11 protein-coding genes and 2 pseudogenes are annotated in these 15,508 nt (G+C 42.9%); 7 read left to right on the top strand and 6 right to left on the bottom strand.

From position 1 onward, the window contains the following. Window positions 1-143 precede the first annotated feature (143 nt). From NWP21_RS04550 to NWP21_RS04535, 4 genes and pseudogenes are all read left to right on the top strand, one after another. Window positions 144-560, top strand: a pseudogene (locus NWP21_RS04550) (glycosyltransferase family 2 protein); the annotation flags it as partial. Between the two features lie 300 nt (window positions 561-860). Further along, window positions 861-1,187 (top strand): annotated as a pseudogene (locus tag NWP21_RS04545) (transposase). A 225-nt stretch (window positions 1,188-1,412) separates the two neighbouring features. Next, the gene (locus NWP21_RS04540) at window positions 1,413-2,159 is read left to right on the top strand and encodes a Uma2 family endonuclease (protein ID WP_280791780.1); all 747 of its coding nucleotides are present in this window, start codon (window positions 1,413-1,415) and stop codon (window positions 2,157-2,159) included. Window positions 2,160-2,181: 22 nt separating this feature from the next. Beyond that, window positions 2,182-3,918 carry a carbamoyltransferase C-terminal domain-containing protein gene (locus NWP21_RS04535; RefSeq protein WP_280791779.1) on the top strand — a complete coding sequence of 579 codons (1,737 nt, stop codon included), beginning with the start codon at window positions 2,182-2,184 and terminating at the stop codon, window positions 3,916-3,918. On the opposite strand, the gene NWP21_RS04530 is transcribed toward NWP21_RS04535, so the two are convergent. Further along, entirely contained in the window at window positions 3,915-4,811 is an 897-nt protein-coding gene (locus NWP21_RS04530) for an alpha/beta fold hydrolase (RefSeq protein ID WP_280791778.1), read from the bottom strand. The genes NWP21_RS04535 and NWP21_RS04530 overlap by 4 nt on opposite strands. Before the next feature lie 121 nt (window positions 4,812-4,932). Next, a complete protein-coding gene (gene gatA, locus NWP21_RS04525; protein WP_280791777.1) occupies window positions 4,933-6,387 on the bottom strand; it encodes an Asp-tRNA(Asn)/Glu-tRNA(Gln) amidotransferase subunit GatA in 1,455 nt (484 codons plus the stop codon). Window positions 6,388-6,723: 336 nt separating this feature from the next. Here gatA and NWP21_RS04520 point away from each other — a divergent pair, with 336 nt between their 5' ends. The 3 genes from NWP21_RS04520 (at window position 6,724) to NWP21_RS04510 (ending at window position 9,774) form a co-directional block, all read left to right on the top strand. Continuing rightward, complete coding sequence (locus NWP21_RS04520) at window positions 6,724-7,548, top strand: SDR family oxidoreductase (RefSeq protein ID WP_280791776.1); 825 nt, start codon at window positions 6,724-6,726, stop codon at window positions 7,546-7,548. A 521-nt stretch (window positions 7,549-8,069) separates the two neighbouring features. Further along, window positions 8,070-8,753 carry a PHP domain-containing protein gene (locus tag NWP21_RS04515; protein WP_280791775.1) on the top strand — a complete coding sequence of 228 codons (684 nt, stop codon included), beginning with the start codon at window positions 8,070-8,072 and terminating at the stop codon, window positions 8,751-8,753. Window positions 8,754-8,910: 157 nt separating this feature from the next. Further along, complete coding sequence (locus NWP21_RS04510; protein WP_271734303.1) at window positions 8,911-9,774, top strand: DUF5895 domain-containing protein; 864 nt, start codon at window positions 8,911-8,913, stop codon at window positions 9,772-9,774. Between the two features lie 90 nt (window positions 9,775-9,864). Here NWP21_RS04510 and NWP21_RS04505 read toward each other — a convergent pair whose 3' ends face one another. The 4 genes from NWP21_RS04505 to NWP21_RS04490 form a co-directional block, all read right to left on the bottom strand. Continuing rightward, window positions 9,865-11,079 carry a murein transglycosylase A gene (locus NWP21_RS04505; RefSeq protein ID WP_280791774.1) on the bottom strand — a complete coding sequence of 405 codons (1,215 nt, stop codon included), beginning with the start codon at window positions 11,077-11,079 and terminating at the stop codon, window positions 9,865-9,867. 225 nt (window positions 11,080-11,304) lie between these two features. Next, window positions 11,305-11,484: a hypothetical protein gene (locus NWP21_RS04500; RefSeq protein WP_271734305.1), complete on the bottom strand. Its 180-nt coding sequence runs from the start codon at window positions 11,482-11,484 to the stop codon at window positions 11,305-11,307. A gap of 403 nt (window positions 11,485-11,887) precedes the next feature. Further along, window positions 11,888-13,600, bottom strand: a complete 1,713-nt coding sequence (locus tag NWP21_RS04495) for a diflavin flavoprotein (RefSeq protein WP_280791773.1) — start codon at window positions 13,598-13,600, stop codon at window positions 11,888-11,890. 72 nt (window positions 13,601-13,672) lie between these two features. Continuing rightward, a complete protein-coding gene (locus NWP21_RS04490) occupies window positions 13,673-15,391 on the bottom strand; it encodes a diflavin flavoprotein (protein WP_271734334.1) in 1,719 nt (572 codons plus the stop codon). Window positions 15,392-15,508 lie beyond the last annotated feature (117 nt).

Below are 15,508 nucleotides of genomic sequence, written 5' to 3'. Positions count from 1 at the left end.
GCAACGGTCTGAGGATGTCTTTGACAATCTTGGGAAATGAATTTATAATCATCATCAATTAATTGGTTTTAATCCTTCGCCCAAAATTTACCATATTTTGGGCTATTTTTATCACCTCTTTCTTAACATTCAACACTTGTGCTTTAAGAGGTACCATACTCCCACCCCGTGAGGTACTCTTTCGCAAAGACAAAACAATTTATATTGATGATGGTCACACACAACTACTAAAAAATCGAGGTAACTCTAGTCAACTAATAGGATACATTCACCACGACGATCGCAAACCATTAAATCGCTGGTTATGGGCGCAACAACGTTACATGGTGATTGAGTCCAAAAAACTCCTAGAAACCCCCAACCATGAACTGAGTTTAGGCGATCGCCTTCGTAAGCTAAAAATCATCGCCCCATTAATTATACTCTTTTATTGCCTGATTATCAAAGGAGGTATTTTAGATGGTAAATATGGTTTATATTACGCATTGCAGCGAGTATTGGCAGAAATTCTGCTCAGTATAAATTTAATAGAGGCTAGTTTTAATCAAAGGGATAAATAATCAATTCTGCGTAACAATTAAAGGTTGACTGTTGACTGTCCTTGTGCATTGGTGATACAAAATTTGAGCAATTAATGACTCTATTCTTAATAGACAATGAACTTTATCTGGGTAAAACGCAAAAATTGTCAAGTTTTATTGCAGGATTCAACACTTCTGCCACACACCCAAGCCATAGTTGATAGTTATCCACACGGGGGACCGGGGAATGAATTCCCCGTCTCAAAGCTCAAGTCGGTTAAAAACCGACTAGGAAGAGGAAAAGGGTTGAGGATTTTTGTGTGATTTGTCAATTTAATTATGGGTTTATGGCGTTTATATTATCATATTATTAGGGCAACTAAAGAAGGTAAAACCTTAATTACTCTTGCTATAGAAAATGAGGTGTATATGGTTATTGAATTGCTAATGCTGATCATCTGGTTTGTATTATTCATCCCATCAGTGGAATTGAAAACCATATTCATTTTCTCCCTTCCATTCTCCCTTAATTGTCTCTTGTAGAATACAATTTCACTATTAAAACAAGCACCCGATTTACCGCAACCCACCCCAGAACACCATAATCACCAAACACAAAACCAGTCGGTTTTTAACAGAACCACAATTGCATTATTAGCAAAATAAACCGATTTACCGCCACCTCCACTCCAACCCAAAACACCATAATCACCAAACACAAAACCAGTCGGTTTTTAACCGACTTTAGCTTTTAGACAGGGAATTTATTCCCTGGCTCCCGTGTGGATAACTATCTATCGATTATACCTAATGTGTGGATAACCACCAACCATACTTAATGTGTAGATAACCATCTGTGATACAATACATCAACAGCCATTGCTTAAAACCATGACGGTTACACAACACCATCCCTTACACAGGTTACCCCCTGTGAGATGGGAAAAACTACCCGCGGATTTTCCCCTACCAGATGAACCTGTGGAAAGTAATCTTCAACCCCTCCTGGCTGCGGCTTTGCGAGAATCCTTAGAACTGGCTGGATTAATCTTAGAATCCATGCTCATTGCTTCCAATTTTGGGCTATGCGCCACCGTGGGCGACAAAACCATCGTCAAAGCCCCCGACTGGGTTTATATACCTGTAGTTCATCCCCTCCCAGAGGGAGAAGTCCGCCGCAGTTATACCCCCCACACCGAAGGGGAACCACCCGCCATTGTGATGGAATTTATCTCCGCTACAGAGGGGGGAGAATATTCTATTAATCCCCATTATCCCTATGGTAAATGGTATTTTTATGAACAAATTTTAAAAGTCCCTGTATATGTGATCTTTCATCCTCAAACCGGAACCTTAGATGTTTATCATTTAACAGATGGTAAATACCAGCAACAATCCCCTGATGAACAGGGAAGATTTTACCTGGTAACTTTAAACCTGTTTTTGGGTGTATGGAGAGGGAAAAAGGCAGAAATGGCAACCTTTTGGTTGCGCTGGTGGGATGAATCCGGTAATTTACTCCCCTGGGGAACTGAATTAGTAGCACAAGAACGCCAAAGGGCTGAACAAGCGGAAGAAAAAGCCGCTAAATTAACCGCCAGACTGCAAGAAATGGGGATTAATCCCGAAGAAATTTAAGATGTTTGTGTGAGGAGTTTATATGAATATCCTGGGAATTAACGCCTATCATGGTGATGCTTCAGCTTGTTTAGTGCAAAATGGTCAACTAATTGCGGCGGTTGAAGAAGAACGTTTTAACAGAATTAAACATTGGGCTGGATTTCCTGCTGAATCTATCCGTTATTGTCTGGAAGTTGGGGGCATTAGTGCTGTAGACTTAGACCATATAGCAGTATCCTTTAACCCCAAAGCTAACCTCAATCGTAAACTGCTGTTCACTCTTAAACAACGCCCTGCAATATCTTCACTCCTAGACAGATTTAGCAAACAAAGTAAATCAGCTAGTCTCCAAGAACAATTAGCAGATGCTTGTCACTGTCAGTCAGAAGACATTCGCGCCCCTATCCATACATTAGAACACCACAGTACACACCTTGCTAGTGCTTTCCTGATTTCTCCGTTTGAAAAAGCTGCGATTTTATCTGTTGATGGTATGGGGGACTTTGTCAGCACCCTTTGCGCACTTGGGGAAGGTAACCACCTAGAATATTTCTCTCGTGTTTATTATCCCCATTCCATTGGCTATCTCTACAATGCTATTACTCTATATCTCGGCTTTCCGGCCTATGGAGATGAATATAAAGTTATGGGATTAGCTCCCTACGGTGAACCAGAGTATCTTGAAGCATTCCGCCGGATAATTTATCCTCACGGCGACAACTTTGAATTAAATCTAGACTACTTTACTCACCACCAACAAGGTATTGCTATGAAATGGGAGAATGGAGCGCCTAGTGTAGAACCTTTCCATAGCCCAGAATTAGAAAAATTATTCGGACCTGTCCGTCATCCCCAATCAGAATTGACTCAAAAACATCAGAATATCGCCGCTTCTTTGCAAGCTGTCACAGAAGAAATTATCTTTCATCTCCTCAACCGTTTGAGCGATCGCACTAAAACAGATAATCTATGTTTAGCTGGCGGGGTAGCGATGAATTCAGTAGCTAATGGCAAAATTAGCCAAAATACTCCTTTTCAAAATGTCTATATACCTGTGGGTGCTGCTGACAATGGTACATCTATAGGTGCTGCATTCTTTATCTGGCATCAAATTCTCAAACAACCACGTCAATTCGTATTAAATCATGCTTACTGGGGGTCAGAATTTGCCGATGCTGAATGTCTAGAAGCTTTAAAATCTGAAAATCTCCCCAGCCAATACCTAGACCCAGAAGCACTGCGCCATCAAGTAGTTGATGCTCTTTGTCAAGGTAAAGTTGTTGGTTGGTTTCAAGGTAGGATGGAATTTGGCGCTAGAGCTTTAGGTAACAGAACCCTCCTAGCAGACCCCCGACGTGCTGATATGCGGGATATCATCAACCTCAAAATCAAATTCCGCGAAAAGTTCCGTCCCTTCGCTCCCAGTATCCTAGAAGAACGGGTGAAAGAATACTTTGAAATTGATGCTTCATCTCTATTCATGGAAAAAGTATTAAAAATTCGCCCGGAAAAAAGAGCAGAAATTCCCGCTGTGACTCATGTTGATGGTACTGGGCGCTTACAAACTGTCAACCGTCAAACCAACCCCCTCTACTGGGAATTAATTAACACCTTTGGTCAACGCACGGGAATTCCCATGGTTTTAAACACATCCCTCAATGAAAATGAACCAATTGTCAGAACACCCACAGAAGCCATTAAATGCTTCTTAAGAACTCACATGGATGCTTTGGTTTTAGGTTCCTATTATATAGAACGCAAAGATATTACCACCTAATTGACTGATTGATGCTCACTATTAGTCAAAATCCTCCCACCTTTCGCCCCTTGTACAAAAGACATCACCCATTGTAGATATTCCTCACCAGCAACAATCGCTGTATTATCATGCTCCGCACTGGGGACTAACAGCAGTTTTTTCGGTTCGGGAGCCGCGTGATAAAGCTTCTGGCTCATGAAAGATGGTACACTTGTATCAGCCATGCCATGTATAAATAACACTGGTATTTTTAACTGGGGTACTTTGTTGATGGATTCAAAGCGCTGGGTTAAAATTAAGTTCACCGGGAACATCCAAAATAAATTCCTGTAATCCACCATATCCCTGATAGAGGTAAAGGAACTTTCCACAATCAACCCCCCTGCTTGTGGCTGTTTGAGTCCCAAATCAATGGCGATCGCACCTCCCAAAGAATGCCCATAAATAAATATTTTACTAGGTAAAATCTGCTTCTCATTTACCAAGTAATTCCACGCAATAGAGGCATCTTCATAAACTCGCTGTTCCGCCGGGAAATCACCTCCACTCAGACCATAACCCCGATAATCAATCAGCAGCACAGAAAAACCCAGTTGATTAAACCTACGAGCATGACCAACATTAGCGCCAACATTGATGGCGTTACCATGGAGATACAGCAACACATTAGGGTTTGGTTCTGGGGATGGAATCCACCAACCATGAATTAGTTCTGTCTTTCCATTCCTAACTTTTACAGGTAACCAGACATCCTCATAGGGGAGGTTAAAAATCTCTGGTGTTCTTTCAATCACAGCGGAAGGAAAGAAAATTAACCGCTGCTGTCTGACAAACAGAAATAGACAGATAGCAAAGTAGGCAATGACAACAATTATTTCTACCGTCAGTAGTAGCTTGAAACTCAATTGCATTGAAAATTGCCGTTTGTTAAGATATATGTATTTTAACAAATATTTTTCACACTCTACCCCGCCATCAGGAGGAAGCTTAAAACTACCCACCCTCAAATAGTTATAGGGTGGGGTTTTGCGCCTAGAGTTGAGGCTGATTTACTAGCCAATTAGTCGATTGCTCATAAGCATAAGCCACTTGAAATAGTTGCTCTTCTCCCAGTACCCGGCCAATCAGCTGCAACCCAATGGGTAGTCCCTGGTCATCAAAACCACAAGGTACACTTAAACCCGGTAAACCTGCAAGATTGACAGGGATAGTCATCAAGTCATTTAAATACATACTGAGGGGGTCGCTAATTTTCTCCCCTGCTTTAAATGCTGTGGTGGGAGCAGTAGGACAAACTAACACATCAACCTGCTCAAAAGCATTTTCAAAGTCTTGTTTAATCAAAGTTCTGACTTTTTGCGCCTTCAGATAGTATGCGTCATAGTAGCCAGCAGACAAAGCATAAGTACCAATCATAATCCGCCGTTTCACTTCTGGACCAAAACCAGTGGAACGGGTGCGAGTATACATAGATAGCAGATTATCTGCATCTTCAGCCCGGAAGCCATACTTTACACCATCGTAGCGAGCCAGATTAGCTGATGCTTCAGAGGGGGCAATAATATAGTAGCTAGGTACACCATAACGGAAGTTGGGACAGGAAATAATCGAAATCTCCGCCCCCAAACTCTTTAGTTGCTCTATGGCTTGACTGACCGCCTTTTCTACCACAGCATCTAAACCATCAGCCATGGTCTCTTTAATCACGCCAATTCGCAGCTTTCGGGCTTTGAAATCTGGTGTTAGATTGGCGGTGTAGTTGGGGATTTCCACTTTCAGGCTAGTAGAGTCTTTGGAATCGTAACCAGCGATCGCATTCAATACAATAGCAGTATCTTCTACCGTCCGTCCCAAAGGACCAACCTGATCCAAAGATGAGGCGTAAGCTATCACACCATAGCGAGACACCAGCCCATAAGTTGGTTTTATCCCCACCACACCACAAAAAGATGCCGGTTGGCGAATAGAACCGCCCGTATCAGTCCCCAGAGATGCAACACATTCATCAGCCGCTACCGCCGCCGCCGAACCCCCAGAAGAACCACCTGGAACCCTTGATAAATCCCAAGGATTATTAGTAAGTTGGTAGGCAGAGTTCTCAGTAGAACTACCCATGCCAAACTCATCTAAATTCGTTTTACCAATCAGTACCGCCCCCGCATCAATCAGTTTTTGTGTCACTGTTGATTCATAAGGCGGGACAAAATTTTCTAAAATTCGAGAAGCGCAAGTAGTGGGAACCCCCTGGGTACACAAATTATCTTTAATCCCTATGGGAATCCCGGCTAGGAGTCCTATTTCTTCCCCAGCGGCGATTTTCGCATCCACAGCACGAGCATGTTCTAACGCCTTTTCTGTGGTGACGTGCAAGAAACTGTGTAATTTCGGTTCTAATGCTTGAATACGCTCTAAGGCTTTTTGGGTAATTTCAACAGCAGAACATTCTTTTTTAATTAACTGTTCGTGCAACTCGCGGATGGATGCCATGATTGCTCTCTTTGTGACTCAAGTCATTGATTTTAGTACATTTTCCAGGTTAATGGATATTGGGTTGGAACAACTAGGAAAGCTCTGGAGTCTGGTTTGAGTGGATACCACGAAAATTTAGCTGGTTTTCCGGAATTGTCCCCGCTGTGGTGGTAAGGAGAAATAGTATAACTATTTATACAGAAATTCTCTACATTGTCGGGGAAAATATCTTTAACTGCCTTAATGAACACCCCCGGTTATTTTAACCGGTTTTTTTTTGCGATCGCCTTCTCCAGACAGAAACACCGTGCCAAAATATTCATTAAATTAGATAAACACCTTTAACATCAGTTTATGACTTCTCTTGCAGCCTCAGTTAACGATTTAGTACTAGTTGCTGGTGCTACTGGTGGCGTGGGTCAACTCGTCACCGCCAACTTGCTGCAAAAGGGTATGAAGGTTCGTCTTCTCACCCGCAACGCAGCCCAAGCCAGAAAAATGTTTAATCAACAAGTAGAAATTGCTGTGGGTGATATCCGCGATCTAACCACCCTCCCCCCAGCTATGCAAGATATTAACTACATTATCTGTTGTACTGGCACAACTGCTTTCCCCTCCCAGAGATGGGAATTTGACCCACCACCTAACTTACTAGAATGGGGAAGGATATTGATTGATGCTGAATATAGAAATACCAGAGCCAAAAATCACCCAGTCAAAGTAGATGCTGAAGGCGTCAGCAACTTAGTATCAGCAGCACCACCCCTTCTCAAACGCTTCGTCTTCGTCTCTTCTGTGGGAGTTGACCGTAAAGACCAGCCACCTTTTAATATTCTCAATGCCTTTGGGGTACTTGATGCCAAGCAGAAGGGAGAGCAAGCCATCATCACATCTAGATTACCTTACACTATTATCCGTCCGGGACGCTTGATTGATGGCCCCTATACATCCTATGACCTCAACACCTTACTAAAAGCTCAGACCGGAGGTAAACAAGGGGTAGTAGTTGAGACTGGTGATTACTTAGCAGGAGATGCTAGCCGCATTGACGTGGCTGCCGCTTGTGTAGAATCTCTTTTTTACCCAGGTACAGCCAACCAAGCCTTTAGTTTAGTTAACAAAGGCACACGACCATATGTAATTAACTGGGAAACAATTTTCGCCCAACTCAGTCAATAGTTGGTTCTAAGTAAGTGGGCATTAAAATTCGTTATGACAAGGGAACAGGGAACAGGGAACGGGGAACGGGGAAGAGGTTTTGGGACACTTTACTCTTCTTGACATACTTCGGTTTTTTTCTGTTCACCTACTTATTGTTAAGACTTAAGTTGGTTGGCGTTGAAAATTGTCCTTATGGCAAGGCAACAGGTAAGAGGCAAAAGGGAAGAGAGAAGAGACTTTCAGATATTTTACATTTTGTTACATACTTCAGTTTTTTCGAGCCGACTTACTTATGTAAAGATGTACAACATTTCATCTCCTATTATCTCAGTACTTAAATTAATTAGTAATTAGCATCACATTTATTAATACAAGTAATTGGAAATACTCATGACCATGAGCATTTAGATTTGCTAAGGTAGTCTTAACATATTGAAAAATTGAGCTAGTAAAGCTAAAAAAAATAACTACTCACAGTTTCAAGTGCTGGCGGTGTTGTTTATCTATCAACAATCAAGTATTTTCATTGATAAAAGCTTATGGTTGTAAATTTTGCTAGGACATCTACTAGTGCAAATATTCTCAGGGAAGTCTTCCAAGGTGTTGATGCCTATAGCTGTCCCCAGTTATTCAATTTTCATATGCACACTGTCCACTCAGATGGAAGGTTGCAGCCAACTGCGTTGATAGAACAGGCCATCACTATTGGACTAGAAGGATTGGCAATTACAGATCACCATACTATAGATGGGTATTATGTAGCACAAGCCTATTTAGAAAAAGTCCGGGAATATAGCCGTGAAAATACTCCCTATCTCTGGAGTGGGGTAGAAATTAATGCTAACCTTCTGGATGTAGAAGTTCACATTTTGGCTTACGCCTTTGAGCCAGAACATCCTAGTATGAAACCCTATGTGCAGAAAAAACCGGCTGTAGGCTTAGAATATCAAGCAGACAAGATAATTGAATCCATCCACGCAGCTGGAGGATTGGCAGTTTTAGCCCATCCAGCTCGTTACAAGCGATCGCATACTGAATTAATTCCAGCTGCGGCTGCACGGGGAATTGACGGTGTGGAAACTTTCTACGCTTACAACAACCCCAAACCTTGGAAACCCAGCCCTGTGGAAACACTACAGGTACAACACTTAGCGGCTGAATATCAGCTCTTGAATACCTGTGGCACTGATACCCACGGATTAAATCTGCTACAACGGCTGTAGATATGCCCTTTGAGGACAAATCTATGTTTAATTTCAGGAGAATATTGGTTGAAATCGCTACTGGGAATAAAAATTAACACTCTCTATCAGCACCAGTTTACTCCTTCCCCATACTGTTAAACTGAGGGGAGGAAAACACTTTTGATAGTCTAAAACGATGCAAGCATCTGCTAATTTTGACTTTGAGGACGATAGATTTAACGCCCCTCCTTCTCAAATCATCCCCTGGTGTCAGATGATTAATCCTCGCCATGGTATGGATGGTATGCAGCCCCATGGATTGGCAATTAAATTAGATAATGCTACAGCTGTAGGCTTTCAGCCCGATGAAAATTGGCAACAGGTAGAGCATGAGTTTAGCTCTGGAGTAGAAACAGTTTTTATCAGCAATGCTCCCAGATTAGTTATAGTCCGCCGGGGACCTTTATCTGTTAAAGACCGGGAAACTGGTCATAAACTTGGTACTCTTAAAGAAAATTATGATGCTTTCTTAGCAGACAAGCTTAAATTTAAAACCTTTACTCGCCACCTCATTTACTTGGTAGGGGAAAATAAAAAGTTCCTCCACGAATCTCCATTACAATTAACTCTCAGCGGTGTAGCGGGAGCAAGTTTCAGCAAAAGTTACTGCGAATTTCAGCAAGGAAGAGTCATCGGTGGATTCATAGCTGAATTGGAAAGGGCTTATGCTGTATATCGCCAGCAACCTTTATCAGCAAAAGGTCCATTATTTCACGCCCATGGGATTTTTTGCCCTATCATTGAGTGTGAAGAAAGAGGGATTGAACCCAATACTGTCATGGTGGCTTCAACGGTGGACTACAAGCATCCCACAGTGGGAACATTAACTCAATACCTGATTGCTTCCGATTCTCCTGAGTCAGTAATGATCTGCAAGACCTTTGAAGAACACAAAGAGTTTGGTAAGGAATCTATTAAAGTAGAAGCACCCAAAATGGCAGCAGTTGGGATTTCTAGTTCTTATCTTTACGCAGATGAAGATGATTATCCACCATATTAGAAACTGAGGAGTACACAGCCGGATTAATGGGGACTGCAGGAAAGATGATAACTTTCTCATCATCAGTGGCCAATCCCCAATTCCCCCTCCCTACCTTTTCAGGAGTAAGTAATATAGTGAACCGTTCCCACCTGTAACACCAGCGCGATCGCCCGCTACTTGACCAGACCCCATGAAATAATCCACCCTTCCTGGTCCTCTAATGGCGCTCCCTGTATCCTGATCCAGGACAAAGCGGTTCACGGTGCGATATTCCATCTGGCCATTGCTACCCACATATGGAAGTGAAGTATGAATCAGTGCTAATGCCCCCGCAGGCATGAGAGACTTATCTGTAGCAATAGAACGCTCCGCCGTAACTGGGACATTAATACTACCAGTAGCTGGTCTACCAGGGTTTTCTTGGAAAAAGACAAATCTTTCCCAGCGGGGCAGATAATTATTCATTTCCTGGGGGTAATTGCGGAAAAAGTTAATTATACCCGGCATATTCAATTGATTTGCCGCCAACTTGCCATCTTTAGACAATTGGCGACCGATACTTGTCCAGGGATAATCTGTTCCCCCCGCAAAGCCTACAGATGTTCTGATACCCTCAGTTAACTCAATTTGGGCAGAACCTTGGATATGTACCATGTATGCTTCCCAGCGATCGCGGAACCAGAGTATTTCTAACCCGCGTAACCGGCTTCTTTCCCCTAATAAACCATCCTCACCTTCCAAATCAACTCGTTTCGGGTGAGGTTGAGGCCATTGATCAAAATCTGGTGGTCTGCGATATAAGGGATACCTATATTCTCCAGTCCTTACCCGGCTAGCATAATAAACAGGTTCATAATAAGCGGTAAATTTAACAGTACCCCTGCCATCATTGCCCACAGAACGGTAAAAGTCAAACTCTCTACGGACAGCAACTTGTAGTTCTGCAGTGGATTTAGAACTGACCAATAGCTGGCGGAAACGAATCAAACTCCGACGCACCCGATCATGGGTTATTCCCCGAACCGGATAGTTTTGATAGGCCGCTATAGCACTCCTTTTCTCCAGATAACTCAAACTATGATCAATAGCAGCCAACAAAGTCGGGCGATCTCCTAAGGGTAAACTAGGATTACCCCCTGGAAAAAGTTGCTCATCCCAACCCAACCAACCAACCCTTGGGGTAGGGCCTGTTTCCACCCGAAAGAGTCTGAGTGGCGGTTGTACCAGAGACGGTGTGGAAACCTGAGCCACAGCTGACCACATACTACTTACACAGACAATTCCCCAACTCAAGGAGACCAAAGCAAGACTTTTTTTAATCATCTAAAAATCTCCCAGACTTCGGTAACAGGGGACTCTAAATAGAAAATCCCATCATGGGAAACCCTGAGTACACGGGAGCCAAAACAGCTTTTCGGCATAATTCTCTCTTAACTACCTTCACTCTAGACGGGCTAAATTTTTAGCAGTTCCCCGAAAATTCCAGCCAAAAAATAGCATAATTGCCATTCTCACGCCAAAGGTAGGACACCCAGCGATGATTTTCCACTAATGCTGTTGAGGCCCCTTAGCATCACATTCTTTATTCAAGCAACGCTCTAAAAGTCCAATGCGCCACCTATAGGCAAAACGACGGGGGTTCAATTCTAATTGATAATTACGACTAAATAATGGTTGATTCAAATATTGCCAAAAAGGAAATTTAATCTTGTTGTGTGGTGCAGACATAGGAGCAAATAATATAAAAGCGTTGTAGTAGAGTGGTTAACGGGTTGTGTGAGAACTACTGGATAGTGATTTCCTAGCTTAAGATGACATGATACATATTCAATTGTCTTGGTGGCAATTGCGGAATCTTACCTCAATATTTATGTCAGATTTGTTAGACTGGCCATGAGTCCAAAAGTTCCAAGTTCAAAATGCTCTTGTAGTTCTAGATACCCTATAGGCTAGAAACTAGAAAAGTTTTTGCTAAATGTCAGAGCAATTAAGCGAATATCTAACTATACAAGAAGACTCCCGCCAAACTTGAGAGGATGACAGGAGTCTGACAGTAGAGATTTACAGACCATTTCCAGACATTAATATCTGTACTTCATGTACTCGAAAAGTTCTGGCTCTGGCAAAACTTCTAATAGTGAGTCCCAGTTTTACGATGGTTGATGGCAGTCACACCATCAGGTTTGATTAACTTACCATTGTCAACAGTTGCGTAAATTACCCAATGATCCCCACATTCCATGCGTTCCTGGACGGAGCATTCTAGATAAGCTAGGGCATCGGTGAGAATCTTACAGCCATTATCTGCAACTGTGGTGCTAAAGTTGGCAAATCTGTCTTCTCCAGGGGCAAAATTTTTGCGGAAATGCTTCGTGTACTCTAAATGATGGCCTTCCTCCAGGATATTCAAAGCAAATTTACTACCTGGATACATTAGAGATTCTATAGCTCGGTCCTTGGCGATCGCCACAGTCAGACCAGGTGGATTGAAGGTAGCTTGTGAAATCCAAGAGCCTAACATCCCAGTAGAGACATCACCTTGTTGAGCGCAGAGAACACAAACTGAACCAACAATTCTACCGACAGCTTGCTCCAAAGGGGTAGCAGCTTGTTGGGGTAAGCGGATTTTTTGAGATTTTTTCAAGGTTTGAGCAAAGTCTGTACCAACTTCTTCACAGAATTTGAGCGTAACATCATCAGGTTTAAACTTAACTTTGAAAGTATCAAAGCCAAAGCGATAACCAGCATCGCGAAGTTTACCTTCAATCAAATCAAATGCTTCACCACTCCAACCGTAGGAGCCAAAAACCCCTGCGAGTTTATGACTATTACCCACGGTGAGGACGATTCCCAAAGCAGTGTGAATAGGTGTGGGAGCATGACCGCCGATAGTGGGGGAACCAATCACAAAACCATCACACTGTTGTATAGCAGTGCGGATTTCATCAGGGGTAGCAAATTCGCAGTTAATTGATTGCACTGCTGCGCCGCCTTTAGTCAGTCCCAAAGCCATAGCTTGAGCTAAAATTGCTGTATTTCCGTAAGCTGAGGCATAAAGTAGAGCCACAGAGATATCACGGTGTTTTTGAGCATTGCTCCATTGTGCATAGGCGTTGGTTAGTTCGATTAATCCGGTACGTACCAATGGGCCGTTACCCGGAGCATACATTCTCACATGCAAATCAGATATTTTCTCCAAAGCTGCTTCTACGTGTTGAGCTTGAGGAGCCATTAAACAGTTGTAGTAGTAGCGATGGTCTTCTTGTAATGCTTCGGGTTGGTCATCAAACACCTCATCCCCACAGATATGAGAGCCAAATAGCTTATCTGTGTAGAGGATTTGGGTTTGCTGGTCGTAGGTACAAAGTCCTTCTGGCCAGCGCGGACTGGGAATAGGTAAGAATTTTAAAACGTGACCCTTACCTAAATCAAGGGTTTTTTTCCCCCGCATGACTAGAATTTCTAGCGCGTTGTCTGGGAAAGCATGACGCAAATTAGCAGCACCCAAGAGAGAACAAACAAATGTTACCTGGGGTGCTAGTTGTAGAAGCGCCTTGAGAGTTGGCAGGCGATTGGGGCTAAAATGACCTAAAATTATGTAATCCAACTCTTTCAAGTTCAAGGTCTGCTGCAACGCTTCTAAATAAAGTTCCGTGAAGGTTTCAGCAGGTGGGTCAATAATTGCGGTTTTATCACCTTCAATTAAATAACAATTGGAGGTAGTGCCTCTTTCTCTTGCGTATTCAATTTCAAACCGCAGGCGTGACCAACTACGCGCTCTAATAAATGTGGTGTTTGTAGCGACGGGGATAACTTGTACGTCACGGGGTTTGGAATTGCTCATAGATTTTTGCCAAAAATAAGAGGATGTTTTAAAAGGGGGGGAAATACTTAATACCTATTCCCCATTCCCTAATTAGTAGTAGTTACCTACCTTGCGATGGCGAACTGCTGTGAGTGCATCAGATTTAGAAACACGACCTTCTTGAACTGTGCAGTATAAGAGCCAGTGGTCGCTGCACTCCATGCTCTTTTGGACTTCACATTCCATGTATGCTAGAGCATCGGTGAGGATGGGAGAGCCGTTTTTAGCGGTTTGGGTTTTCACCCCAGCAAATCTGTCAGCACCGGGAAGTAAGCGCTTGAGAAATTGCTTTTTCAGTTCTTGATAATTTCCTTCTTCTAGGACGTTGAGGACGAAATGATCCCCTACTCGCATTAAGGAGTCAATGGCGCGGTCTTTAGCTACTGCTATGGTGAATCCTAAAGGTTGTAGGCTGGCTTGGGCTACCCAGGAGGCTAACATGGCACTTTTAACATCACCTTTTTGCGTGGTGACAATATACAGTCCGTTGCTAATCCGCCCCAGGGCTTTTTCCATGTTGACATCAAGGGCTTTGATTTGCTTGATGTTGCGTTCGCGCATCAGTAATTGTCCCAGGTCTATACCGGCTTCTTGGCATAGATGGAATGTTACATCTGTGGGAGATTGTTTAATGCGAATAGCAGGGAAGGCTTCTTTAACACCCAGGTCGATAAATTTCCGCCGCAGGGTATCAATCGGTTCGTCGTCACCGCCGTAACATTCAAATAAACCTACTAGTTGTTTGTTTGTGACTACGGATAATAGTGAACTTATCCCGGCTTGTGCTGCTACAGCAGTGGATGGGGGCATACCGATGATCAATCCCGTGGCTCTACCTGCTAGCTCTTGAATTTCTTGGGGTTCGGCTGTGCCTAGGTCAATGACTTCTATTCCCACTCCGGTTTTTTGGATACCTTCAGCTATGGCTAAACCTAGCTCATCGCTATATCCATACTGGGAAACATAAAATAAGCCAACTGTGGTTTCTGTTTTAGCTTGTCTTTGGCTCCAAGTTTGGTAGCAATCAGTTAATATATCTAAGTGATGGTACAGTATTGGCCCGTGACCATTGGCGATCATGTTAATTTTTCCCAGTTCCCCCATTCTCTTCATGGCGTTTAGTAGAGAACGGGCATTGGGACCCATGAGGCAGTCATAGTAAAATCTAAAGTCTGGTTCAATCGCTTCTAAGTCTTCGTCAAAGGTGCGATCGTCACAGAAGTGCATCCCAAATGCATCACAGGTGAACAGGGTTTCGGTTTTGCGATCATAGCTGAAGATTGTATCGGGCCAGTGCAGATTGGGCGCACTCACAAATTCTATTTCGTGTCCTTTGCCAATATTAATCCGATCGCCACTTTTAACGATGCGCTTGGAAAATGGCTCGTGTACTAAACCTTCTAAAAACTGTAGGGCAATTTTTGAGGCTAATACTGTGGCTCTGGGTGCTAATTGCAATACATCTTCTACTAGACCGCTATGGTCTGGTTCTGTGTGGCTAACTATTATGTAATCGATTGTCTTGGGGTTAACAAGACTTTTGAGTGTGTCTAAATATAGTTGACGAAACTTCTGGTGGGAAGTATCAATCAAAATTGTCTGCTCACCCCTAATTAGATATGAGTTGTATGTCGTACCGTTTTGCAGTCCGAATTCGATATCGAAGCGATCGCGGTCCCAATCAAGAGAGCGAATCGCCGTTGTGTTAGGGGCAATTTCTACAGTCTGTATACTTAGTCTATGCTGTACGTTCTCTGCGATCGCTACCATTATTCGTCTCCGAGCGCAAATTTTGAGTATTCTTTTCTGCACTCATTGTCCCTTGAATCTATTTTTAAAGTTGTAATCAAGTTGCTATTTTATAAAATCTAATTTGTAGTGATTATT

The sequence above is a fragment of the Anabaenopsis sp. FSS-46 genome, assembly GCF_029891665.1.
Classification (GTDB): domain Bacteria; phylum Cyanobacteriota; class Cyanobacteriia; order Cyanobacteriales; family Nostocaceae; genus Anabaenopsis; species Anabaenopsis arnoldii.
Note: the sequence above shows the minus strand (reverse complement) of the source record. Positions and strands in the feature narration are given on the sequence as shown.